The 21936-nt window shown below is 69.3% G+C and carries 19 protein-coding genes; 14 read left to right on the top strand and 5 right to left on the bottom strand.

Annotation, left to right across the window (positions count from 1 at the left end; genetic code table 11):
• Positions 1 to 8 precede the first annotated feature (8 nt).
• The 5 genes from HFL01S_RS18875 to tolA are packed head-to-tail and all read left to right on the top strand — an operon-like array spanning position 9 to position 3771.
• Positions 9 to 1229, top strand: coding sequence for a pyridoxal phosphate-dependent aminotransferase (locus HFL01S_RS18875; RefSeq protein ID WP_066261356.1), 1221 nt, complete (start codon positions 9 to 11; stop codon positions 1227 to 1229).
• Positions 1226 to 1663 (top strand): tol-pal system-associated acyl-CoA thioesterase, encoded by a 438-nt coding sequence (gene ybgC, locus HFL01S_RS18870; protein ID WP_066261355.1) that lies wholly within the window; start codon positions 1226 to 1228, stop codon positions 1661 to 1663. The genes HFL01S_RS18875 and ybgC overlap by 4 nt, the downstream gene beginning before the upstream one ends.
• A 32-nt stretch (positions 1664 to 1695) precedes the next feature.
• On the top strand, positions 1696 to 2400 hold the full coding sequence (gene tolQ / locus HFL01S_RS18865) for a protein TolQ (RefSeq protein WP_066261354.1): 705 nt from the start codon (positions 1696 to 1698) through the stop codon (positions 2398 to 2400).
• A 2-nt stretch (positions 2401 to 2402) separates the two neighbouring features.
• Complete coding sequence (locus tag HFL01S_RS18860; RefSeq protein WP_066261352.1) at positions 2403 to 2852, top strand: biopolymer transporter ExbD; 450 nt, start codon at positions 2403 to 2405, stop codon at positions 2850 to 2852.
• A 10-nt stretch (positions 2853 to 2862) separates the two neighbouring features.
• On the top strand, positions 2863 to 3771 hold the full coding sequence (gene tolA / locus HFL01S_RS18855; RefSeq protein ID WP_066261351.1) for a cell envelope integrity protein TolA: 909 nt from the start codon (positions 2863 to 2865) through the stop codon (positions 3769 to 3771).
• Between the two features lie 8 nt (positions 3772 to 3779).
• Here tolA and HFL01S_RS18850 read toward each other — a convergent pair whose 3' ends face one another.
• The 3 genes from HFL01S_RS18850 to HFL01S_RS18840 all read right to left on the bottom strand — a co-directional run bounded on the left by HFL01S_RS18850 (position 3780) and on the right by HFL01S_RS18840 (position 10410).
• A complete protein-coding gene (locus HFL01S_RS18850) occupies positions 3780 to 6005 on the bottom strand; it encodes an ATP-binding protein (protein ID WP_066261349.1) in 2226 nt (741 codons plus the stop codon).
• Positions 6006 to 6116: 111 nt separating this feature from the next.
• On the bottom strand, positions 6117 to 9686 hold the full coding sequence (gene dnaE / locus HFL01S_RS18845) for a DNA polymerase III subunit alpha (RefSeq protein WP_066261345.1): 3570 nt from the start codon (positions 9684 to 9686) through the stop codon (positions 6117 to 6119).
• Between the two features lie 37 nt (positions 9687 to 9723).
• Positions 9724 to 10410, bottom strand: a complete 687-nt coding sequence (locus HFL01S_RS18840) for a COG4648 family protein (RefSeq protein ID WP_066261344.1) — start codon at positions 10408 to 10410, stop codon at positions 9724 to 9726.
• Positions 10411 to 10545: 135 nt separating this feature from the next.
• Here HFL01S_RS18840 and HFL01S_RS18835 point away from each other — a divergent pair, with 135 nt between their 5' ends.
• The 9 genes from HFL01S_RS18835 (at position 10546) to HFL01S_RS18795 (ending at position 19991) form a co-directional block, all read left to right on the top strand.
• Positions 10546 to 11760 (top strand): beta-ketoacyl-ACP synthase, encoded by a 1215-nt coding sequence (locus HFL01S_RS18835; RefSeq protein ID WP_066261398.1) that lies wholly within the window; start codon positions 10546 to 10548, stop codon positions 11758 to 11760.
• Positions 11757 to 12554: a beta-ketoacyl synthase chain length factor gene (locus HFL01S_RS18830; protein WP_066261343.1), complete on the top strand. Its 798-nt coding sequence runs from the start codon at positions 11757 to 11759 to the stop codon at positions 12552 to 12554. Before HFL01S_RS18835 ends, HFL01S_RS18830 begins: the two co-directional genes overlap by 4 nt.
• A gap of 60 nt (positions 12555 to 12614) precedes the next feature.
• The gene (locus tag HFL01S_RS18825; protein WP_084383485.1) at positions 12615 to 14258 is read left to right on the top strand and encodes an NAD(P)/FAD-dependent oxidoreductase; all 1644 of its coding nucleotides are present in this window, start codon (positions 12615 to 12617) and stop codon (positions 14256 to 14258) included.
• 76 nt (positions 14259 to 14334) lie between these two features.
• Positions 14335 to 15672, top strand: a complete 1338-nt coding sequence (locus HFL01S_RS18820) for an NAD(P)/FAD-dependent oxidoreductase (protein ID WP_066261342.1) — start codon at positions 14335 to 14337, stop codon at positions 15670 to 15672.
• Positions 15669 to 16523, top strand: coding sequence for a MipA/OmpV family protein (locus tag HFL01S_RS18815; RefSeq protein WP_066261341.1), 855 nt, complete (start codon positions 15669 to 15671; stop codon positions 16521 to 16523). The genes HFL01S_RS18820 and HFL01S_RS18815 overlap by 4 nt, the downstream gene beginning before the upstream one ends.
• On the top strand, positions 16516 to 17286 hold the full coding sequence (locus tag HFL01S_RS18810; RefSeq protein ID WP_066261339.1) for a lysophospholipid acyltransferase family protein: 771 nt from the start codon (positions 16516 to 16518) through the stop codon (positions 17284 to 17286). The genes HFL01S_RS18815 and HFL01S_RS18810 overlap by 8 nt, the downstream gene beginning before the upstream one ends.
• Positions 17283 to 18053, top strand: a complete 771-nt coding sequence (locus tag HFL01S_RS18805; protein WP_066261337.1) for a glycosyltransferase family 2 protein — start codon at positions 17283 to 17285, stop codon at positions 18051 to 18053. Before HFL01S_RS18810 ends, HFL01S_RS18805 begins: the two co-directional genes overlap by 4 nt.
• 1 nt (position 18054) lies before the next feature.
• Complete coding sequence (locus tag HFL01S_RS18800; RefSeq protein WP_066261336.1) at positions 18055 to 18816, top strand: class I SAM-dependent methyltransferase; 762 nt, start codon at positions 18055 to 18057, stop codon at positions 18814 to 18816.
• Positions 18813 to 19991, top strand: a complete 1179-nt coding sequence (locus HFL01S_RS18795) for a cation:proton antiporter (RefSeq protein ID WP_245644862.1) — start codon at positions 18813 to 18815, stop codon at positions 19989 to 19991. The genes HFL01S_RS18800 and HFL01S_RS18795 overlap by 4 nt, the downstream gene beginning before the upstream one ends.
• A gap of 3 nt (positions 19992 to 19994) precedes the next feature.
• On the opposite strand, the gene HFL01S_RS18790 is transcribed toward HFL01S_RS18795, so the two are convergent.
• Positions 19995 to 20477, bottom strand: coding sequence for a DUF2147 domain-containing protein (locus HFL01S_RS18790; protein ID WP_066261335.1), 483 nt, complete (start codon positions 20475 to 20477; stop codon positions 19995 to 19997).
• A 20-nt stretch (positions 20478 to 20497) separates the two neighbouring features.
• Positions 20498 to 21928, bottom strand: coding sequence for an aldehyde dehydrogenase family protein (locus tag HFL01S_RS18785; RefSeq protein WP_066261394.1), 1431 nt, complete (start codon positions 21926 to 21928; stop codon positions 20498 to 20500).
• Between the last annotated feature and the right edge of the window lie 8 nt (positions 21929 to 21936).

Below are 21936 nucleotides of genomic sequence, written 5' to 3'. Positions count from 1 at the left end.
CGGACCCATTGCGCCTGTCCAGCCGCGCCCGGCGCGTCGAACCTTTTTACGTGATGGAGCTGGCCAAGGCCGCGGCCGACATGGCGCGGCAGGCCCGACCGGGCGACCGGCCGATGATCTACCTCAACATCGGTGAGCCGGACTTCACCGCGCCGCCGCCGGTGCAGGCAGCAGCCGAACGCGCGATCCGCGATGGCCGCAGCCAGTACACACAGGCCACCGGCCTGCCCGCGCTGCGCGAGGCCATCAGCGGCTGGTATGCCAGCCGATTTGGTCTGGACATCGACCCGGCCCGCATCGTGGTGACGGCCGGTGCGTCCGCCGCACTGCAGCTGGCCTACCTGGCGCTGATCGAGGCCGGCGACGAAGTGCTGATGCCCGACCCCTGCTACCCCTGCAACCGCCAGTTCGTGCAGGCGGCCGAGGGCACGCCGGTGCTGATCCCGTCCGGCCCCGAAGACCGCTTCCAGCTCAGCGCCGACCATGTGGCCTCGGCCTGGGGTGAGGCCACGCGCGGCGTGCTGCTGGCCTCGCCGTCCAACCCCACCGGCACCTCGATCGCCCGCGCCGAGCTGGAGCGCATCGCCCGCTTCGTGCGTGAAAAGGGCGGCGTCACCCTGATCGACGAGATCTACCTGGGCCTGTCCTACGACGAGGCCTACGGCCACAGCGCGCTGGGTCTGCCCGACGGTCTGGGTGACGAGGTGATCAGCGTCAACAGCTTCAGCAAGTACTTCAACATGACCGGCTGGCGCCTGGGCTGGCTGGTGCTGCCGCCCGCGCTGGTGCCGGCGGTGGAGCGGCTGGCCCAGAACCTGTTCATCTGCGCCAGCACGGTGGCACAACACGCGGCGCTGGCCTGCTTCGAGCCCGAGAGCCTGACCGAGTACGAACGCCGCCGCGCCGAGTTCAAGGCCCGGCGCGACTTTTTCATTCCGGCCCTGGACCGCCTGGGCCTGCCGGTCCCGGTGATGCCGGACGGCGCGTTCTACGCCTGGGCCGACGTCTCCGCACTGTGCAACCGCTGGGGCTTGAAAGCACCGGACGGACGCCCCGAAGAAGGCGGCAGCTGGGCACTGGCGTTCGAGCTGATGCGCCGCTGCCAGCTGGCCACCACACCCGGGCGCGACTTCGGTCTGGCCGACCCCGGCCGCTACCTTCGCTTCTCCACCGCCAACGCCCTGCCCCAGCTGCAGGAAGCGGTGCACCGGCTGGAGGCCGCGCTATGAGCCCTGTGGACACGACCTTCAGATGGCCGGTGCGCATCTACTGGGAAGACACCGATGCCGGCGGCATCGTGTTCTACGCCAACTACCTCAAGTTCTTCGAGCGTGCGCGCACCGAGTGGCTGCGCCACCTGGGTGTGGAGCAGCAGAAGCTGCGCGAGCAGGTGGGCGGCATGTTCGTGGTGACGGGCACGCAGCTGCGCTACCACCGACCGGCGCGGCTCGACGATTTGCTGACTGTTACCGCCCGTGTGACCGAACCGGGCCGGGCCTCACTGACAATCGAGCAGACCGCCTCGCTGCAGCCCGCCGACGGCTCGGCACCGATCCTGCTTTGCGAAGGCAGCATCCGCATCGGCTGGGTCGACGCGGTGCAGCTTCGACCCCAGCGCATCCCGGCGGCCGTGCTGCAGGCACTCGCCCCCGGGAACCAATGACCCTCTGAACCGACTCCAACCCCGTCATCGACATGTCCCAAGATCTCTCCATCGTCCAGTTGATGCTCAACGCGAGCTGGGTCGTGCAGGCCGTGGTGGTGCTGCTCGTCCTCGTGTCCGTGATCAGCTGGGCAGCCATCTTCCGCAAGGTGTTCACCCTCAAGCGCGTGAACCGTCACAACGAGGACTTCGAGAAGGAGTTCTGGTCGGGCACCAACCTGAATGACCTGTACTCGGCCGCGGCCCAGAGCGCGCGCCACGGCGGCCCGATGGAGCGCATCTTCGCCAGCGGCATGCGCGAGTACCACAAGCTGCGCGAGCGCCGCATCACCGACAACGGGGCGCTGCTCGACGGCGCGCGCCGCGCCATGCGGGCCAGCTTCCAGCGCGAAATCGACGTGCTGGAAACCAACCTCTCCTTTCTGGGTACGGTTGGCTCGGTCGCACCGTACGTGGGCCTGTTCGGCACGGTCTGGGGCATCATGCACGCCTTCACCGGCCTGGCCGCGCTGGCCCAGGTGACCCTGGCCACGGTGGCCCCCGGCATCGCCGAGGCCCTGGTGGCCACCGCCATCGGCCTGTTCGCCGCGATCCCGGCGGTGGTCGCCTACAACCGCTTCGCCACCGACATCGACCGCGTGGCCAACCGCATGGAGACCTTCATGGAAGAGTTCTCCAACATCCTGCACCGCAACCTGGGCCAGCAGCCCAGCCAGGCCACGCCGTCGGGACACTGAACATGGCCGCCGTCTCATCGCGGGGCCGCACCCGCCGCACCAAGAACGAGATCAACATGGTCCCGTTCATCGACGTGATGCTGGTTCTGCTGATCATCTTCATGGTGACCGCACCCCTCATCTCTCCCAGCCAGATCAGCCTGCCCAGCGTGGGCCAGGCCGACGCGCAGCCCAAGAGCTTCGTGCAGGTGGTGATCAGCAAGGACGAAACCATCCAGGTGCGCCTGGGCACGGCGAGCAAGGGTGGTCAGGGCGTCAAGCTGCCGCAGCTGGCCGGCGAGGTGCGCAAGCTGCAGGGCACCGCTGCCGAGGCCGGCACCCCGGCCGACGCCGTGCCGGTGGTCATCAGCGCCGACAAGGACATCAAGTACGACACCGTGGTCAAGACCATGGACACGCTCAAGCGCGCGGGCGTCGACCGCGTGGGCCTGGCGGTCCAGGCCAGCCGCTGAACGCCCGGACATGCAGATCATCACCGACGCCATCGACTTCAAGCCGCCGCGCTCCGGCCGCTGGGGAACGCCGCTGGCGCTGGCCCTGGGCGCGCACGTGCTGCTGATGGCGGCCCTGACCTGGGGGGTGCACTGGAAGCAGGACGAGCCTCAGGTGGCGTTCGAGGCCGAGATCTGGTCGGCCCTGCCGCGCGAGGCGGCACCCCGTGCGGTGGAGCCTCCCCCGCCGCCGCCACCCGAACCGGAGCCCCGGCCGGAGCCCAAACCCGAACCGAAGCCGGAACCCAAGCCCGAGCCACCACCACCCCAGCCGACGGTGAAGCAGCCGGACATCGCGACCGAGAAGGCCAAGCAGAAGAAGCTGGAAGAAGAGAAGCGGCGCGAGCTTGAAGAGGCGAAGAAGGAAAAAGCGGCCAAGGACAAGGCCGAGCGCGAGAAGAGAGAGAAGGAACTGGCCGAAAAGAAAAAGGCCGACGACCTGAAGAAGAAGGAACTGGCCAAAAAGGAACAGGAGCGAAAAGCTGCTGAAGAGCGCCGGCAGGACCAACTCGCCAAGGCCGCGCGCGAAGAGCAAATGCGCCGGATCATGGGCCAGGTGGGTGCCAGCGGCGGCCCCGAAGCCCGCGGCTCGGCCCAGCAGTCCAGCGGCCCGTCGTCGGGCTACGCAGGCAGGGTCCGGGCCAAGGTCAGTCCCAACATCCGCTACACGGAAGATTTCCCCCGCTCGCTGCGCACGGAGATCGAAGTGCGCGCGCTGTCCGACGGCACCATCACGTCACGGCGCGTGGTCGACAGCAGCGGCAACCCGGCCTGGGACGAGGCGGCGCTGAAGGCCATTGACCGCACCGGCTCGCTGCCGCGCAATGTCGATGGCCGGGTCCCCTCGCCCATCATCATCGTGGTCCGCCCGACGGACTGACCCGGGTCTCAGAACTGGGTCGCCGGTGCCTCTTCGGGCAACGGCAGACTTTGCAGCACCCGGTCCAGCTCGGTGGGATCCACCGGCTTGTGCAACACCGCCGCAAACAGCGTCTTGAGCAGGCCCGCCTCGACCTCGTCGACGTGACCACTCATCAGCACCACGGGCGGCGGAGTGCGGGTGGCCCGGATCCTCTGGGCCAGCCCCACGCCGTCCAGGCGCGGCATGGACTGGTCGGTCAGCACCACGTCGAAGTGCTTGCCCGTCTGCGAGAACTGGCTCCAGGCCTCTTCGCCGTCGCGTGAGCGCGTCACCTGCCAGCCCTTGCGCTCCAGCAGCGCGGCCCAGGCGTGGCGCACCGACTGGTCGTCGTCCACGAACAGCAGCTGGCGCCCCTTGCCCGGCCCGCCCGGGGTGGTGACGGAGGCCACAGCCTCGTCGCGCTGGCTGGCGGGCAGGCACAACACGAAGCACGCACCATCCGGGCCGTTGACCAGGCCCAGCGATCCATGGTGCCGGGCCATGATGCCCTGCGCCACCGAGAGGCCCAGTCCGGTGCCCCGTCCCTTGGCCTTGGTGGTGAAGAAAGGGTCGAACACCCGGTCCACGTGCTCTTGCGGTATGCCCGGCCCGTGGTCGCGCACCCGCAGCACCAGGTAGCGCCCGTCGGGGAGGTCGGTGGCCCCGGCGGGCAGCTCGTGGCCGCGCCCGGGGGGAAGCTCCGCCGAGCCCAGCGTGAGATCGATGCGCCCCTGCCCTTTCATGGCGTCGGCCGCGTTGATCAGCAGGTTCACCAGCACCTGCTGCAGCTGCGTGGGGTCGGCATCGACCTCGTCGTCGTCGACCTCGTAGTGCACCACCAGCTCGCAGTCGCGGGTCAGGCCGGCGGAGACCATCACGCGCGTCTCCTCGATCAGCGCCGCCCAGTGCAGACGGCGCAGCCGGGGCGCGGACTGCCGGCCGAAGGCCAGCAGCTGGCGCATCAGCCCGTCCGCGTAGCGCGTCGACTTGAGCGCCTGCTGCAGGGCCTCGTGGCTCGGGTGGGTGCTGTCCAGGTCTTCGCTGGCCAGGCGGATCCAGCCGGTGATCGCGGCCAGCGAGTTGTTGAAGTCGTGCGCGATGCCGCCGGTCAGGCGACCCAGCGCCTCGGTCTTCTGCGACTGCATGAGCTGCACCTGCAAGGCTTCCTGCTGCACATGCGCCTCGCGCTGCGCCTGGGCATCGGAGCGGACCCGGCTCAGCAGTCCGTTGACGCCCTCGGCCAGCTGGGTGAGTTCGTCATCACCGGCCACCCGGACCTCGTGACCCGCGGTGGGTCCGTCCACCGTGATGCGATTCACATCGTGGTGCAGCTTCTGCAGGCGGCGCAGCACCAGGCGGTCCAGCAGAAACGCCAGCACGACGCTGGCGAACAGCCCGGCGAGCGCCGCCAGACCGATGCCCTGCCAGGTCAGCACCCGAGCCTGCTCCGCGAGCGAACGGTCAAGCCCCAGCACCAGTTCCGCGACCGGCTGGCCCTTGTGGTCCTTCAGCACCGCGTGCAGGTCGGCACGCTGGTCATCGACCGGTTCGAGGTGCAGGTCCTGTCCGCGGTGGCTGGGCGCGTCGAACGACAGCGACAGCGGCGTCATCAGCACTTCCGAGAAACGCGCCAGTTCGGCCTGGTCGAAGCGGCGAACCATGACGATGGCGCCGACCGCCGGCGCCCCGCTGACGCCGGGCCGTTGCACCGAGGCCACGGCCACCATGTCCAGCTGACCGTCGGCGACGCGAAGGGTCTGGAAAGAGGAAAGAGGCTCGGATGACGCCAGCACCTCCCGGGCCAGGGGCCTGAGAGGTTCGATGCGCGCGGCCGGCACCGCCGCCTTGCGCCCCTGGTCGTCCACGGTCACGCTGGTGACCAGCGCGCCCTTGGCATCAAACACCGCCACTTCGGAAATGCGCAGGTACCCCAGGTTGCCGACGTCGAAGTTGTCGTCCATGAACTCGGGTTTGCGCCCCTGCAGGAAGTCGACCGCGTCCACCCACTGGGCGTAGTCGCGGTTGGTGGCGCTGAGGGACTGCACCTGCTGGTCGAGCACCCGCCGCGCCCGCTCGCCTTCGCGCTGGGCACGGTCGGTTTCGAGCTGGGCGAACGATTCTCCGACGATGTATCGGGCGCCCAGCATGGCCGAGCCGGCGGCGAGCCCGACGATGGCAAAGACCAGCGCCCAGGCCTTATATTGCAGTTTCATGGTTGTCGAAATCATCGGCGCAGCATGCGCCGACTTGACCGCCCAGGCACACCCGGGCGTGACAGGATTGACAACCCAGGGGGGTTTTTTCTGTAAGAGCGCGGTGAGCCGTCAGTCGAACACGATTTCGGCGCGCCGCTCGTGGGCCTGCGCCATCCAGCTGGCCAGGGCCGCATCGGTCGGGAAGAACAGCGCCCGGTCGTCCAGCTGCAGCTCGCAGCGCGCACCGGAGCGCTCCACCATCAGCCGCACCCCCAGCCCCCGGACCAGTTCGCCCTGCTCGGTTTCTTCGCGCCGGGGCGGGAAGTCCCGCACCAGCTGGGCAATGGCCGGCGCGTGGCCGTTGACCGCCACCCGCAGGTACTTGCCGAAGCGGCAGCGGGCGGCCGCCAGGTCCCAGATCTGCTGGATCTTCAGCCGCAGCCCGCCCGAGAAACGGTCGGGCTGCACCAGCGCCTGCACCACCAGCAGCTCGTCGTCCTTGAGCAGGTTGCGGTACTGGTTGATCAGGTTCTCGTCGGCGCTGACTTCGAGCACGCCAGTCTTGTCGTCGAGCTTGAAGAAGGCCAGCTTGCCGCGCTGGCCATTGATGACCCGGAAGTCCGACACGATGCCGGCCAGGATGACGGGATCGCGGCTTTCCTTCACGTCGGTCAGCGGCGTGCGCGCAAAGCGCCGCACCTCGCGCTCGACCTCGTCGAACAGGTGGCCCGAGAAGTAGAAGCCGATGGCGGTCTTCTCGTGCGTCAGGCGCTCCTTGACGCCCCAGGGCGTGGTGGTCTCGTAGGCCGGCTCCTGCGTGCTGGAGCCGTGGTCGTCGCCACCCAGCATGTCGAACAGCCCGCCCTGGTGGGCGTTGGCCTGCGTGGCCGCCGCGTACTCGAAGGCCACGTCCAGCGAGGCCAGCAGCTCGGCCCGGTTGAGGTTGAGCGCGTCGAAGGCCCCCGCCTTGATCAGCGCTTCCACCGTGCGCTTGTTGATGCGCTGGCGGTCCACCCGCAGGCAGAAGTTGAACAGGCTGGTGAAGGGGCCTTTTTCGTCGCCGTTCGGACCCTCGCCGCGCCCTTCGCGCGCCGCGACGATGGCTTCGATGGCCTGCTGGCCCGTGCCCTTGACGGCCCCCAGGCCGTAGCGGATGAGCTTGTCGGTCACCGGCTCGAAACGGTAGCCGCCGCGGTTCACATCGGGCGGCTCGAAGGCCATGCCCATCTTGCGCGCGTCCTCCCACAACACCTTGAGCTTGTCGGTGTCGTCCATTTCCACCGTCATGTTGGCGCAGAAGAACTCGGCGGTGTAGTGCACCTTCAGCCAGGCCGTGTGGTAGGCCAGCAGCGAGTAGGCGGCGGCGTGCGACTTGTTGAAGCCGTAGCCGGCGAACTTCTCCATCAGGTCGAAGACCTCGTCGGCCTTGTCCTGCGGAATGCCGTGGGTGGCCAGGGCGCCGGCGCGGAACTTCTCGCGGTGCTCGGCCATTTCCTCGGCCTTTTTCTTGCCCATGGCCCGGCGCAGCAGGTCGGCGCCGCCGAGCGAGTAGCCGCCCAGGATCTGGGCGGTCTGCATCACCTGCTCCTGGTAGACCATGATCCCGTAGGTCTCGCTGAGCATCTCGGCCACCGCCGGGTGCGGGTAGTCCACCGCTTCGCGCCCGTGCTTGCGCGCCACGAAGCTGGGGATCAGGTCCATCGGGCCCGGGCGGTACAGCGCGTTCAGGGCGATCAGGTCTTCCAGCCGCGAAGGCTTGGCGTCGCGCAGCATGCCCTGCATGCCGCGGCTTTCAAACTGGAACACCGCCTCGGTCTGGCCCTTGGAGAACAGCGCATAGACCGCCCTGTCGTCCAGCGGCACATCCTCGAAGCGGAAGTTCTCCTGGCCCTTGTGGCGCTTCATGATGAACTCGCGCGCGATCTCCAGGATGGTCAGCGTGGCCAGCCCCAGAAAGTCGAACTTCACCAGGCCGATGGCCTCCACATCGTCCTTGTCGTACTGGCTCACCGCCGACTCGCTGCCCGGCTGCTGGTAGAGCGGGCAGAAATCGGTGAGCTTGCCCGGCGCGATCAGCACGCCCCCGGCGTGCATGCCGATGTTGCGCGTCATGCCTTCGAGCTTCTGCGCCAGCTCGATCAGGGTCTTGACGTCCTCTTCCTTCTCGATGCGCTCCGCCAGGATGGGCTCCATCTCGATGGCGTAGTTGTTCTTGTCGCCCTCTTTCTTGGGCACCGGCGGGTACTGCAGCGTCACGCTCATGCCCGGCTTGTTGGGGATGAGCTTGGAGATGCCGTCGCAGAAACCGTAGGAGAAGTCGAGCACCCGGCCCACGTCGCGGATGGCCGCGCGCGCGGCCATGGTGCCGAAGGTCGCGATCTGGCTCACCGCGTCCTTGCCGTAGCGGTCCTTCACATAGTCGATCACCCGGTCGCGGTTGGACTGGCAGAAGTCGATGTCGAAGTCGGGCATGGACACCCGCTCCGGGTTCAGGAAGCGCTCGAACAGCAGGTTGTACTGCAGCGGGTCGAGGTCTGTGATGAGCAGCGCGTATGCCACCAGCGAACCGGCGCCCGAGCCCCGGCCCGGGCCCACCGGGCAGCCGTTTTCCTTGGCCCACTTGATGAAGTCCGACACGATCAGGAAGTAGCCCGGGAACCCCATCTTCAGGATGGTGTTGAGCTCGAACTCCAGCCGCTCGACGTAGCGCGGGCGCTGCTCCTCGCGCTTGGCCTCGTTGGGGAAGAGGTGCTTCAGGCGCCCTTCCAGTCCCTCGTAGGACACGTGGCGGAAGTACTCCTCCACCGACATGATCCGGCCGTCCACGGGCGGGATCGGGAAGTTCGGCAGCTGCGGCTTGCCCAGCACCAGGGTCAGGTTGCAGCGCTTGGCGATTTCCAGCGTGTTGGCGACGGCTGACGGGATGTCGGCGAACAGCTCGGCCATCTGCGCCGACGACTTGAAGTACTGCTCGCGGGTGAAGCGGCGCACGCGGCGGTTGTTGGCCAGGATCTCGCCCTCGGCAATGCAGACCCGCGCCTCGTGCGCCTCGTAGTCGTCTTCGGCCAGGAACTGCACCGGGTGCGTGGCCACCACCGGCAGGTGCAGGCGCGCGGCCAGCTGCACCGCAGCCACCACGTGGCGCTCGTCGTCGGCGCGGCCGGCGCGCTGCAACTCGACGTAGAAGCGGTGCGGGAACAGGCTGGCCAGCTGCAGTGCCAGGTCGGCGGCGCGCGAGGCATCGCCCTGCACCAGCGCCTGCCCCACGGGGCCGGCCTGGGCGCCGGAGAGCATCAGCAGGCCGGCGTTGAGTTCCTCCAGCCATTCGCGCTGCACCACCGCACCGGCCCGGCCGTCGCTGCGCGTCCAGGCGCGGGCGAGCAGCTCGCTGAGGTTGAGGTAGCCCTGCTTGTCCTGCACCAGCAGGATCACGCGCGGCGCCGGCGGCTGGTGGGCGCCGGGCATGGCACCCGGCGTCTCGTCGGTGAAACCGGCCAGCGACACCTCGGCCCCCAGCAGCGGCTTGACGCCAGCCCCACGGGCGGCCTTGTAGAACTTGACCGCGCCGAACAGATTGTTGAGGTCGGTGATCGCCAGCGCGGGCTGGCCGTCGGCCTGCGCCGCGGCCACGGTGTCGTCGATGCGGTTGGTGCCGTCGACGACGGAAAACTCGGTGTGCAGGCGCAGGTGGATGAACATCGGTGCAAACGGCCCGCGGGTGGCGGGCGGAAAAAAATCAGGGCGTCTTGTCGGCGTTGTGCGCCTTCCAGGCGCGGATGGCGTCGGCGATGGTGGCGTTGTCCTCGCCGGCCAGCGCGTGGCGGCGCCAGAGGAACTCGCCCAGGAACATCAGGCCGATCAGAGGGCCACCCAGCAGGTAGGCAAAGGTCGACCAGACAGGCGTGGGCGCCCACAGGAACAGCGCCACCGACACCAGGGCCATGACCAGGAAGAACAGGCTCCAGGCGACCGTGACCCCGCGGGTGTAGACCAGTTGCCGGGCCGACAGCACGCCGCCGTGGACCAGCCGCGCCATCTGGGTCACCAGCGACTCGCCCGGCCCCCGCAGGGTGCGGCCGAACACCACCGCCATCAATATATAGACGCCGGTCTGGTCCAGGAAGAACAGCAGCGGCACGCGCGCGGTGAGCCAGGGCCAGGCGCCGACCAGCAGCGCCGCCATCAGGGCCAGTCCCGTCAGGCCCAGCCAGCGCGCAGACAGGCTCCACAGGCCGAGCGCCAGGGCCGTGCACACAGGCGCCAGCGCCAGCGCCGCCCCCCAGCCAGACGGCTCGCTCTGCCCGGCCGCCACATGCGAGGCGACGGCCCAGGCCACCGCCACCAGGGCCGCTGCCACGCCTTTGACCCAGGGCCACACGGAAGAGGCCGCCGGCGGAGGCAGTTCGGTCGTCGAAGGGGGCATGGGGTGGGGGGTGCGCGCCAGCAGGCGCCATAGAAACGGACCTGTGATTTTACCGGGGGGTGGTGTGTCCGCGGCCCCGGGTCGGCTCCCTACAATGCCGGCCACCACCCCATCCACCGACCGATCACCGTGCCCATTCCTCCGCTTCGCGTCCGAGCCTTCACCGCCGTGTCGGCCCTGGGCGACGGCCGGGCGGCGATGCGGGACGCCATCGCGCAGGGCCGCAGCGGCCTGCGCCCGCTCGGACCCCACGACTTTGGCGCCGAACCGATGGCCGAGCCCCTGAGCACCTGGGTCGGCCGCGTCGACGGGCTGGGCCAGCCCTTGCCGGCGCGCTGGGCGCACTGGGACTGCCGCAACAACCGGCTGGCCTGGCGGGGTTTGCTGGCGGACAGCTTTGCGGATGAAGTCGGCGCCGCGGTGCAGCGCCACGGCGCCGGCCGGGTGGCCCTGGTGCTCGGCTCTTCCACCGCCAGCATCGGTGCCACCGAGGACGCCTACCAGGCGCTCGACGCCACCGGCGTGTTCCCGCCCCAACCAGACAACCCCGCGTTGCACACCTTGCATTCGCTCACCGGTTTCACGCAGGAGGCGCTGGGCCTGCAGGGACCGGCGCTCACGGTGTCCACCGCCTGCTCGTCCAGCGCCAAGGCCTTTGCCGCCGCCGAGCGCCTGATCCGCCTGGGTCTGGCCGACGCAGCGGTGGTCGGCGGGGTCGACAGCCTGTGCGGCAGCGTGCTGTTCGGCTTTCACGCGCTGCAGCTGGTCTCGCCCGAACCCTGCCGGCCCTTCGACGAGGCACGCCGGGGCATCAGCATCGGCGAGGCCGCGGCTTTCGCATTGCTCGAACGGGGCGAACTCGGCAGCGGCGGCCTGCAGCTGCTGGGCCACGGCGAGTCCAGCGACGCCCACCATCTGTCCGCCCCCGACCCCGACGGTGCGGGCGCGGAGGCCGCGCTGGACCAGGCGCTGGCCCGCGCCGGGCTGGACACCGGCGACATCGGCTACCTGCACCTGCACGGCACTGCCACGCCCAAGAACGACGAGGTTGAGGCGCGGCTGATCGGGCGGCGCTTCTCCCCCGACACGCCGGTCAGCTCCACCAAGGGCATGACCGGCCACACCCTGGGCGCGGCCGGCGCCCTGGGCGCGGTCTTCAGCCTGCTGGCGCTGGAACACGGTCTGCTGCCCGGCACCGTGAACACCCGCGCACCCGAGGCTGGCCTCCAGGGCCGGCTGCTGCTGGCGCCGCGGGAACAGCGGGTGCGCGCGGTGGCCAGCCACGCCTTTGCCTTTGGCGGCAGCAACTGCGTGCTGGTGTTCGGTCGCTACGATGGAGCGGATTCATGAGCCGGTTCAGCGCCCACATCGACGGCCTCGCGCTCTGGTCGCCCACCCTGCCCGGCTGGGCGGCGGCGCGTTCCGCGCTGCGGGGCGAAGCATCCCCGGTGGAGCCGCCGCTGCCGATTCCACCGCCCAGCCAGCTGCCACCGGCCGAGCGGCGCCGCGCCCCCCAGACGGTGGCGCTGTCCCTGGCCGCAGCGCACGAAGCGGTGGCGGCCTGCGGCCACGATCCCGATCAGCTGCTCTCGGTGTTCGCCTCGGCCCACGGCGACCTGCCGGTGATCGACGAGCTGTGCCGCACCCTGGTGCACACGCCCACGCTGGTGTCGCCCACCCGGTTCCTGCACTCGATCCACAACGCACCCGCCGGGTTCTGGAGCATGCTCACCCGCAACAGCCAAGGCAACACCTCGGTCAGCGGCGCCGCGCACAGCTTCGCCCATGGCCTGCTGGAAGCGCTGGTGCAGTGCGAGGCGGAGCAGCGGCCGGTGCTGTACGTGGCCTACGACACCGCAGCGGTCGGCGCCCTGACCCACACCACCTGCAGCCAGGGCGCCCTGGCCGTGGCGCTGGTGCTGGCGCCGCAAGCCGGGCCGGCCCGCACTGCGCGGCTGGACTGGCAACTGCTCCCCGGCGCCGCCCAGCTGCCAGCCGCCCGCAGCCCCGCCGCGCAGGCGCTGGGCCAGAACGCCATGGCGCCCGCCCTGCCCCTGTTCGAGTGCCTCGCTGCGGAGCAGCCGGCGCAGCTGGTCTGGCCGCTGTCGGCCCACCAGTCGCTGGACCTGCGCATCGCCCCCTGAGCCCTGCGGTTTCCCGTTTCCTGAGGCCGCACGGCGCAACAATGCGGCGATACTGCCGCCATGAATCCGCAACACCCTCCCCGCGACGTCGTCATCCTCGGTGGTGGACTGGCCGGCCTGACGCTGGCACTGCAACTGCGACAGAGAGAGCCCGACCTGGACATCCTGGTGCTGGAGCGCCGCGCAGGCCCCGCGCCCGAAGCCGCCCACAAGGTGGGGGAATCGACGGTCGAGGTCGGTGCGCACTACTTCGACAAGGTGCTGGGGCTGGGCGAGCACCTGCGCGAACGCCACCTGCGCAAGTTCGGTTTCCGCTTCTTCTTCTCCGAAGGCCGGCGCGACCTGGACCAGGTGACCGAGATCGGCGCCAGCCGCCACCTCTCGGTGCCCAGCTACCAGATCGACCGTGGCATCTTCGAGAACTTCCTGGTCGAAGAGGCCCGCCGCCGCGGCATCGAGGTGATCGAGGGCTCCATGGTGCGGCAGATCCACCTGGCCGAGTCATCCGCCGACCCGGCCGCCCTGCACCGGGTGGGCTACTCGCTGGGCACATCGCAACACGAGGTGGACAGCCGCTGGGTGGTCGACGCCTGCGGCCGCGCCGGCCTGATCAAGCGCAAGCTCGGCCTGGCAGAACCGAACAACCACGCCGCCCACGCGATCTGGTTCCGCATCAAGGACCGCATCGAGATCGACCGCTGGACCGACAACGCCGAGTGGCGCGGGCGCTGCGACCCGCCGGCGCGCTGGCTCTCGACCAACCACCTGGTCGGTGCGGGCTACTGGGTCTGGCTGATTCCGCTGTCCTCGGGCTCGCACTCGGTCGGCATCGTGGCCGACCCCGCCATCCACCCGCTGGACACCATGGACACCTTCGACAAGGCCATGGACTGGTTCCAGACCTACCAGCCGCTGCTGTTCGACGAGCTGGACAACAAGCGCCACCTGCTGCAGGACTTCGCCTTCTTCAAGCGCTTCTCCTACGGCTGCAAGCAGGTCTATTCGGCCGATCGCTGGGCGCTGACCGGCGAGGCCGGGCTGTTCCTCGACCCCTTCTATTCGCCGGGCAGCGACTTCATCGCCATCAGCAACACCTACATCACCGAGCTGGTCAGCATGGACCGGCGCGGCGAGCGCCTGGGCGCGCGGGTGCAGGTGTTCGACCAGCTGCTGCACTCGTTCTACGAGAGCACGCTGGCGCTCTACCAGGACCAGTACCCGATCTTCGGCGACCCCGAGGTGCTGCCGGTCAAGGTGATCTGGGACTACACCTACTACTGGGGCGTGCTGGCGCAGTTCGTGTTCCAAGACCGGCTGGCCGACCTGTCGTCGCTGGCCGCGCTGCGCACCGAGCTGGCCCGGTGCCAGGCGCTCAACCGTGCGGTGCAGGACTTCCTGCGCGCCTGGTCGGTGGTCAGCGAGAAGCGCAACCCCGCGGTGATGCTGGACCAGGCCGCCCTGCCCTGGTTCGCCGAACTCAACCGCAGCCTCAACGACACGCTGGACGCCGCCGGCTTCGTGGCCCGCATCCGCACGTCCAACGCCCAGCTGCATACGCTGGCCGGGCAGATCCTCGGTCGGGCACTGGCCGACCACCCTGGGCTCGACACCGGCGCGCTGGGCCGGCTCGTGACGCCCGACCCGACCGCCAGCGACCCGGCCCGCGCCCTGCTGCCAGGCCGCCTGCCCGAGCCGGTCTGCTGAGGGGGACGGACTATGATGCGGGGCTTCCGCCGGCACCCGCCCGGCGGCCTCCGCATTGCATTCCGAATCCCACGCCATGAACACACCGGCCCCGGGCAGCGTCAGCGCCCCTTCCTGCGATGTGCTGGTCATCGGCGGCGGCCCGGCCGGCTCCACGGTGGCCAGCCTGCTCGCCGAAAAAGGCCACCAGGTGGTGCTGCTCGAAAAGGCCCACCACCCGCGCTTTCACATCGGTGAATCGCTGCTGCCCGCCAACATGCCGCTGTTCGAGCAGATGGGCATCGCCGACGAGATCAAGGCCATCGGCATGCACAAGCCGGGTGCGGAGTTCGTCTCCATGGAGCATGGCCGCGCCCAGACCTTCTATTTCGCCGACGCCTGGGACAAGTCCATGCCCGCCGCCTACCAGGTGCGGCGCGCCGACTTCGACCACATCCTGTTCCGCCACGCGCGCAACAAGGGCGCCCTGGCGCTGGAGGGTGTCAAGGTCACCGGGGTCGAATTCCTGGACGGCGGCGGCGCCTATGTCAATGCCATGGACGCGGATGACCAGGCGGTGCGCTGGCACGCGCGCTTCGTGGTCGACGCCTCGGGGCGCGACACCTTCCTGGCCAACCGCTTCCGCATCAAGCACCGCAACCCGCGCCACAACAGCTCGGCCCTCTACGCCCACCTCCACGGCGCCAGCCGCGGTGAAGGCGAGGAAGAAGGCAACATCCGCATCTTCTGGTTCGCGCACGGCTGGTTCTGGTTCATCCCGCTGACCAACGGCACCACCAGCATCGGCATGGTCACCTGGCCGTACCACATGAAGTCCAAGGGCTCGCGCAGCCTGCAGGAGTTCCTGATGGACAACATCGCCACCTGCCCGCCGCTGGCCGAGCGCCTGGCCACGGCCACGCAGGTGAGCCCGGTGGAAGCCACCGGCAACTTCTCTTACGTTTCCGAACGCAACCACGGCCAGAGCTACCTCATGCTCGGCGACGCCTATGCCTTCATCGACCCGGTGTTCTCCTCGGGTGTCTGGCTCGCCATGCACAGCGCGGTGGTGGGCGCCGACACCATCGACACCTGCCTGCGCCAGCCGCAGCAAGCCAGCGCCGCGCTCAAGCGTTTCGACCGGGTGATGCGCCATGGGCCCAAGGAGTTCTCCTGGTTCATCTACCGCGTCACCAATCCGATCATGCGCGACTTCCTGATGGGTCCGAAAAACGTGTTCCGCGTCAAGGAAGCCATCCTGTCGGTGCTGGCAGGCGACGTGTTCGGCAAGACCCCGATCTGGCGCTCGATCCTCGTGTTCAAGGCGATGTACTACATCGCCAACATCACCCAGCCCCGGCGCGCCTTCATGGCCTGGCAGCGGCGCCGCTTCAACATCCGCAAGGTGGACGACCCCGCCATGTACAACGCATGAAGACCCTGCACCGTCTCGCTTCCGCCCCCGGCATGGCCAGCCTGCTGCTGGGCCTCGGCGCCACCGCCCCGGCCCTGGGCGCGGAAGACAAGCCGCTGTGGGAAGCCGGCGCCGGTGTGGCGGCGGTGAGCTTTCCCGCCTACCGCGGCTCGGACCAGCGCCAGGCCTTCGTGCTGCCCACGCCCTACTTCGTCTACCGCGGCGAGTTCCTCAAGGCCGACCGCGACGGCGTGCGTGCCGAGCTGTTCGACTCCGACCGCGCCGAGCTGACGGTCTCGGCCGCGCTCTCGCCGCCGGCATCGAGCGAGGACATCCGGGCGCGCGCCGGCATGCCCGACCTGCGCGCGAACTTCGAGGTTGGTCCCCAGCTGAACCTGACCCTGTGGCAGACCGAGGGCAAGGCGCGCCAGCTCAAGCTGCTGCTGCCGCTGCGCGCGGCCTACACGCTGGAACGCAACCCGAAGAGCCTGGGCTGGGTGCTGCACCCCAAGCTCAACCTGGACCTCAGCGACCTGTCCGGTCTGCCGGGCTGGAACGTCGGCCTGCAGGCCGGTCCGCTGTTCGGCGACCGCAAGCAGCACCAGTATTTCTACGGCGTCGATGCCGCCTACGCCACCGCCGACCGCGCGGCCTACCGGGCCGGCGCCGGGTTCGCCGGCATGCAGTACCTGGTGGGCGTCTCCAGGCGCTTCGGCAACCAGTGGGTGGGCGCCTTCCTGCGCTACGACAGCCTGCGCGGCGCGGCCTTCGAGGCCAGCCCGCTGGTGCGCACGCGGCACTACGTGGCCGGCGGCGTGGCGGTGTCCTGGGTGCTGGGCGAATCGAGCGAGCGCGTACCGGTCGATGAATGACACGCTGCGGCCACGTGGTCCGCTGTGGACTTTGTACGAGCACCTGGCCATGCACGCCGGCCTGGGTGCCCTGGCGCTGCTCTGCCTGACCTGGCTTCCCTTTGCCATGCTGCTGCACCCGCTGCTGCCGCGGCCCGTGGGCCAGCGGCTGGGCCGGCGCGTGATCGCGGCGGGTTTCCGCTTCTACCTGGGCCTGCTGGAACGCCTGTGCGCCTGCCGCTTCGACCTGACCGAGATCGAAGGCCTGCGCCATGAGCGCGGGCTGGTCATCGCCGCCAACCACCCCTCGCTGCTCGATGCGGTGATCCTGGTCTCGCAGCTGCCCGACGCGATCTGCGTGATGAAGGCCAGCCTGATGGACAACCCGCTGTTCGGCTCGGCGGCCCGATTGGCCCGCTACGTGCGCAACGACGGCATCCTGCGGATCATCACGGGCAGCTGCGAGGCGCTGCAGCAGGGCACCCACCTGGTGCTGTTCCCCGAAGGCAGCCGCACCGTGCACTTTCCGGTCGACCCGCTGGGACCCACCGTGGGCATGATCGCCCGCCGCGCCGGTGCCCCGGTGCAGACCGTGCTGCTGGACTTTTCCACCGCCTACCTGGGCAAGGCCTGGCCGCTGCTGCGCCCGCCGGTGCTGCCGCTGACCGTGAAGGCCCGACTGGGCCGCCGCTTCGACGCCCCCACCGATCACACCGCCTTCACCACCGAGCTGGAGGCCTATTTCCGCCGCGAGGTCCGCGTGCCCACCGCCCCAACCGCATGACCGCTTCTGCTTCGAGCACCCACCTGGTGCTGATCCCCAGCTACAACCCCGGCCCGGGTGTCATCGACACCGTGCGCCAGGCACGCGCGCAATGGACACCCGTGTGGGTCGTCGTCGACGGCAGCACCGACGGCACCGACCGGCTGCTGCAGGCCGAAGCGGCCCGCGACCCTGGTCTGCGTGTCATCGTGCTGCCGCAGAACCAGGGCAAGGGTTCGGCCGTGCTCGCCGGCATCGAACAGGCCGCGCGCGAGGGCTTCACCCACGCACTGACCATGGACTCCGACGGCCAGCACCCGGCCGACCTCATTCCGACCTTCATGGCCGCCTCGCAGCGCGACGCGCGCACGATGGTGCTGGGCAAACCGGTGTTCGGCCCTGAGGCGCCGGCCCTGCGCGTCAACGGCCGCAAGGTCTCCAACGGCTGGGCCAACCTGGAAACGCTGTGGATGGGCGTGGGCGATTCGCTCTACGGCTTCCGCGTCTACCCCATCGCGCCACTGGCGAAGATCATGCGCGGCAACCGCTTCATGCGCCGCTTCGACTTCGACCCCGAGGCCGTGGTACGGCTGTGCTGGGCCGGCGTGCGGCCGGTCAACATCGACGCCCCGGTGCGCTACCTCAGCGCCGAAGAAGGCGGCGTCTCCCACTTCAAATACCTGCGCGACAACACCCTGCTGACCTGGATGCACACCCGCCTCTTCATCGGCTTCGTGCTGCGCCTGCCCCTGCTGGTCTGGCGGCGTCTTTTTGGATCGGATCACTGAAATGAACAACCCCGGCCAGGGCAAAGGCGCGCTCAAGGACGACCCGCGCCTGCGCCCCTATTTCAAGAGCGAGGGCGAGCGCCGCGCGCTCACCCAGACCATGTTCAACCAGGCGGCCGGCGGCTACGACAGCGCCGAAAGCCTGACCGCGCTGGGCAGCGGCGCCTGGTACCGGCGCGACGTGCTCAAGCGCAACGGCCTGTCCGCCGGCATGACGCTGGTGGACGTGGCGGCCGGCACCGGCCTGGTCACTGTGGCCGGGGTCGAGCTGGTCGGCCCGACGGGCCGGGTGATCGCTGTCGACCCCTCGCCCGGCATGCTGGCCGAGCTGCGCAAGAAGGTGTCGGTGGAGACCATCGAGGCCTTCGGCGAGGCCATCCCGCTGCCCGATGCGCAGGCCGACTTCGTGTCCATGGGCTACGCCCTGCGCCACGTGGACGACCTGAACAAGGTGCTGTCCGAGTACCTGCGCGTGCTCAGGCCGGGCGGCAAGGTCTGCATCATGGAAATCAGCCGCCCGCGCGGCCGCCTGCTGCGCGGCCTGCTGCGCTTCCACATCTCGGTGCTGGTGCCGCTGATGGCGCGACTCACCGGCCGGCACGCCGACGTGCAGAAGCTCTGGGCCTACTACGGCGACACCATCGAGGCGGCGCTGGACCCCGAAACCATCATGGACGCCCTGCGGCGCGCTGGCTTTGCCGACGTGGGCTGCTCGGTGTCGCTGGGCATCTTCCGCGAGTACACCGGGGTGCGGCCGGCGTGAACACCACCGAGATCTTCCTGATCGCGATGCTGATCATCTTCAGCCTGCCCTGGCTGGTCTGGAGAGTCTTCAACACCGACTACTTCGCGCCGCTGGTGGTGGTGCAGATCATCATGGGCATCCTGCTGGGGCCCGGGGTGCTGGGCAAGTGGTCGCCCGAGTACTACCAGTTCGTGTTCACGCCCGCGGTGGTGCAGTCGCTCAACGGCATCGCCTGGTGGGCCGTGATGCTGTTCGTGATGATCGCGGGCGTCGAGCTGGACCTGGCCCAGGCCTGGAAGCACCGGCGCGAGAGCGGCATCACCGCCGGCCTGGCGCTGGGATCGCCGCTGCTGCTGGGCTGCGGCGCCGCGCTGGTGTTGCTGCAGTTCCCGGGCTGGATGGGGCCGCTGGCGCAGCACTGGCAGTTCGTGCTGGGCATCGGCATGGCCTGCGCGGTGACCGCGCTGCCGATCCTGATCCTGCTGATGGAGAAGCTGGAGATCCTGCGCCACCCGCTGGGCCAGCGCATCCTGCGCTACGCCAGCCTGGACGACATCGCGATCTGGGGCGTGCTGGCGCTGATCCTGATGGACTGGAGCCGCATCGGCAAGCAGGTCGTCTTCCTGATCGCCTTTGTGGTGCTGGGCTGGGGCTTCCGGCGCCTGATGGCCTGGCTGCAGGAACGCGACCGCTGGTACGTGTCGCTGATCTGGCTCGCGGCCTGCGGCTTCGGTGCCGACTGGGCCGGCCTGCACTACATGGTGGGCGCCTTCCTGGCCGGCGCGATCATGGACGCGCACTGGTTCGACCAGGACAAGCTCGACCAGCTGCGCCACCACGTGCTGCTGGTGATGATGCCGGTGTTCTTTCTCTCCACCGGCCTGCGCACCAACTGGGCCGTCGGCGGTGCCGAGGTGTTCGCCGCGGCGGCGCTGCTGCTGTTCGTGTCGGTGGCGGGCAAGCTGATCGGCGTGCGCATCGCCGGCCGCGTGCTGGGCTGGGCCCCGGGCGAGGCCAGCGTCATCGGCTGGCTGCTGCAGACCAAGGCGCTGATCATGATCATCTTCGCCAACATCCTGCTGGACAAGCAGGTCATCACCAGCGAGACCTTCACCGCCCTGCTGCTGATGGCGGTGGCCAGCACCATGCTGACGGTGCCGGTGGTCGCGCCGCGGATGTCGGCGCACCGCTGAGGCCTACTTGCCCGCGCCCTTGACCGAGGTCGGGTCCGGGGCGCGCTGCTCGCAGCCACGGGGCACGGTGTCGACCCGGGTGAACACCTCTGTCGCGCCGTTGATCTCGCTGCCCACATAGGCGCGTGCGTGCAAATTGCCGTCCTTCAGTCGCAGCTTGATGCTGTGAAACTTGCGGGTGCGTGTGTCGAAGGCCCAGCCTTCTGTCCACACGCCGGCGTTGAACTTGGTGGCCTGAAACACCTTTCTGTTGCAGTCCAGGGCGACGCTTCGGTTGGGGTTTTCGACCTCCCGGTCCCAAACGATCTCGCCGCAAAGCGCTGTCGGGGGCGCATCCTTGAACAGCGAACAGCGCTTGAGCTCCACAATCCCGTCGCCCTGCGCCGTGATCCAGTAGCCCACAAAATCATCGCCCTTGTCCTGGGCCAGTGTGCTGGCCATCGTCGAAGCGATGGCGATGCCGACAGCCCATGCGTGGATCTTCATGCTTTGGCTCCTCGTGAGGTTCAGCGCAACATCTTCAACAGCGACCCGCTGAGCCAGGATGTGCGCCGGGTGTAGGGTGGAAAGAACAGGCTCAGCGGCATCAGGGGACCGGAAGCGAGACAGGCGCGTTCGTGCGAGAACGCCTTGAAACCGTAGTGGCCGTGCGCGCTGCCGATGCCCGACTGGTTCACACCGCCGAAGGGCAGACCGCCATGCACGTACTGCTGCACGCAGTGGTTGAGGCAGAGGCCGCCCGAGCTGGTCTGGGCCGTGACCCGGGCCTGCGTCGACCGGCTGTGGCTGAACAGGTACAGCGCCAGCGGCTTGGGCTGCGCGTTGATGCGCTGGATCACCTGGTCGATCACGTCGAAGGCTTCGATGGGCAGCACCGGGCCGAAGATTTCCTCGGACCCGATGCGCGCCTCGGCCGGCACGTCGGTCAGCAGCGTGGGGGCCACATAGCGCGCGGCGCTGTCGTGGCGACCGCCGGCCAGAAGGGTCGCGCCCCGCGCCAGCGCATCGTCGATCAGCTCGCCCAGCCGCCGGGCGTGCTGCGGCGTGATGATGCGCGCGAGGTCCGGGCTGGCCTCCACCTCGTCTGCCGTCGGGCCATAGCGCTTGGCGATCAGCTCCTGGCACAGCCGGACGAAGCGGTCCTTGACGCTGCGCTGCACGAACACGTGGTCGGGCGCGACGCAGGTCTGGCCGGCGTTGGTGAACTTGCCCCACAGGATCAGCTCGGCGGCTTGCCGCAGGTCGGCCGACTGGTCCACGATCACCGGCGACTTGCCGCCCAGTTCCAGCGTCACGGACGTGAGGTGCCGGGCCGCGGCCTCCATCACCCGCGTGCCCACCGAGGGCGAACCAGTGAAAAACACATGGTCGAACGGAAGCGCCAGCAACTGCTGCGCCGTGGCCACGCCGCCCTGCACCACCGCCACCTCGGCGGGGTCGAACAGCGCCGCCACCAGCTCGGCCACCACCGCGTTGACGTGCGGCGTGAACTCCGAGGGTTTGAGGATCACCGCGTTGCCCGCCGCGATGGCCGACACCAGGGGCCCGAGCAAGGTGTTCACCGGGTAGTTCCAGGGGCCAATGATCAGGCAGCGCCCGCGCGGCTGACAGAGCACCTGGGCGCGCGTGCCCAGCGTGGCGAGCGTGGGCCACACCCGCCGGGGCCGCATCCACTTGGCCAGATGCGCCACCGCATGGCGCACCTCGTCCACCACCGGCAGCAGCTCGGTCAGGTCCACCTCGGCGGCGGGCTTGCGCAGGTCGGCGGCGAAGGCTTTGTAGAGCGCCTGGCGGCGGTCCATCAGCCCGTCGCTCAGACGCCGCAGCTTGGCCAGGCGCTGGCGGGCGGTTGATCCGCGCAGCGCCAGCGCGGTGGGCGCCTGCTGCGCGAACAGGGTCTGAATTCGCGCCGGATCGGCGTCGACATCAATGTGCATGACCGGGT

This window comes from Hydrogenophaga flava NBRC 102514, assembly GCF_001571145.1.
Classification (GTDB): Bacteria; Pseudomonadota; Gammaproteobacteria; order Burkholderiales; family Burkholderiaceae_C; genus Hydrogenophaga; species Hydrogenophaga flava.
The sequence above is the reverse complement of the archived record's forward strand: the minus strand, read 5'-3'. Positions and strand labels throughout refer to the sequence as shown.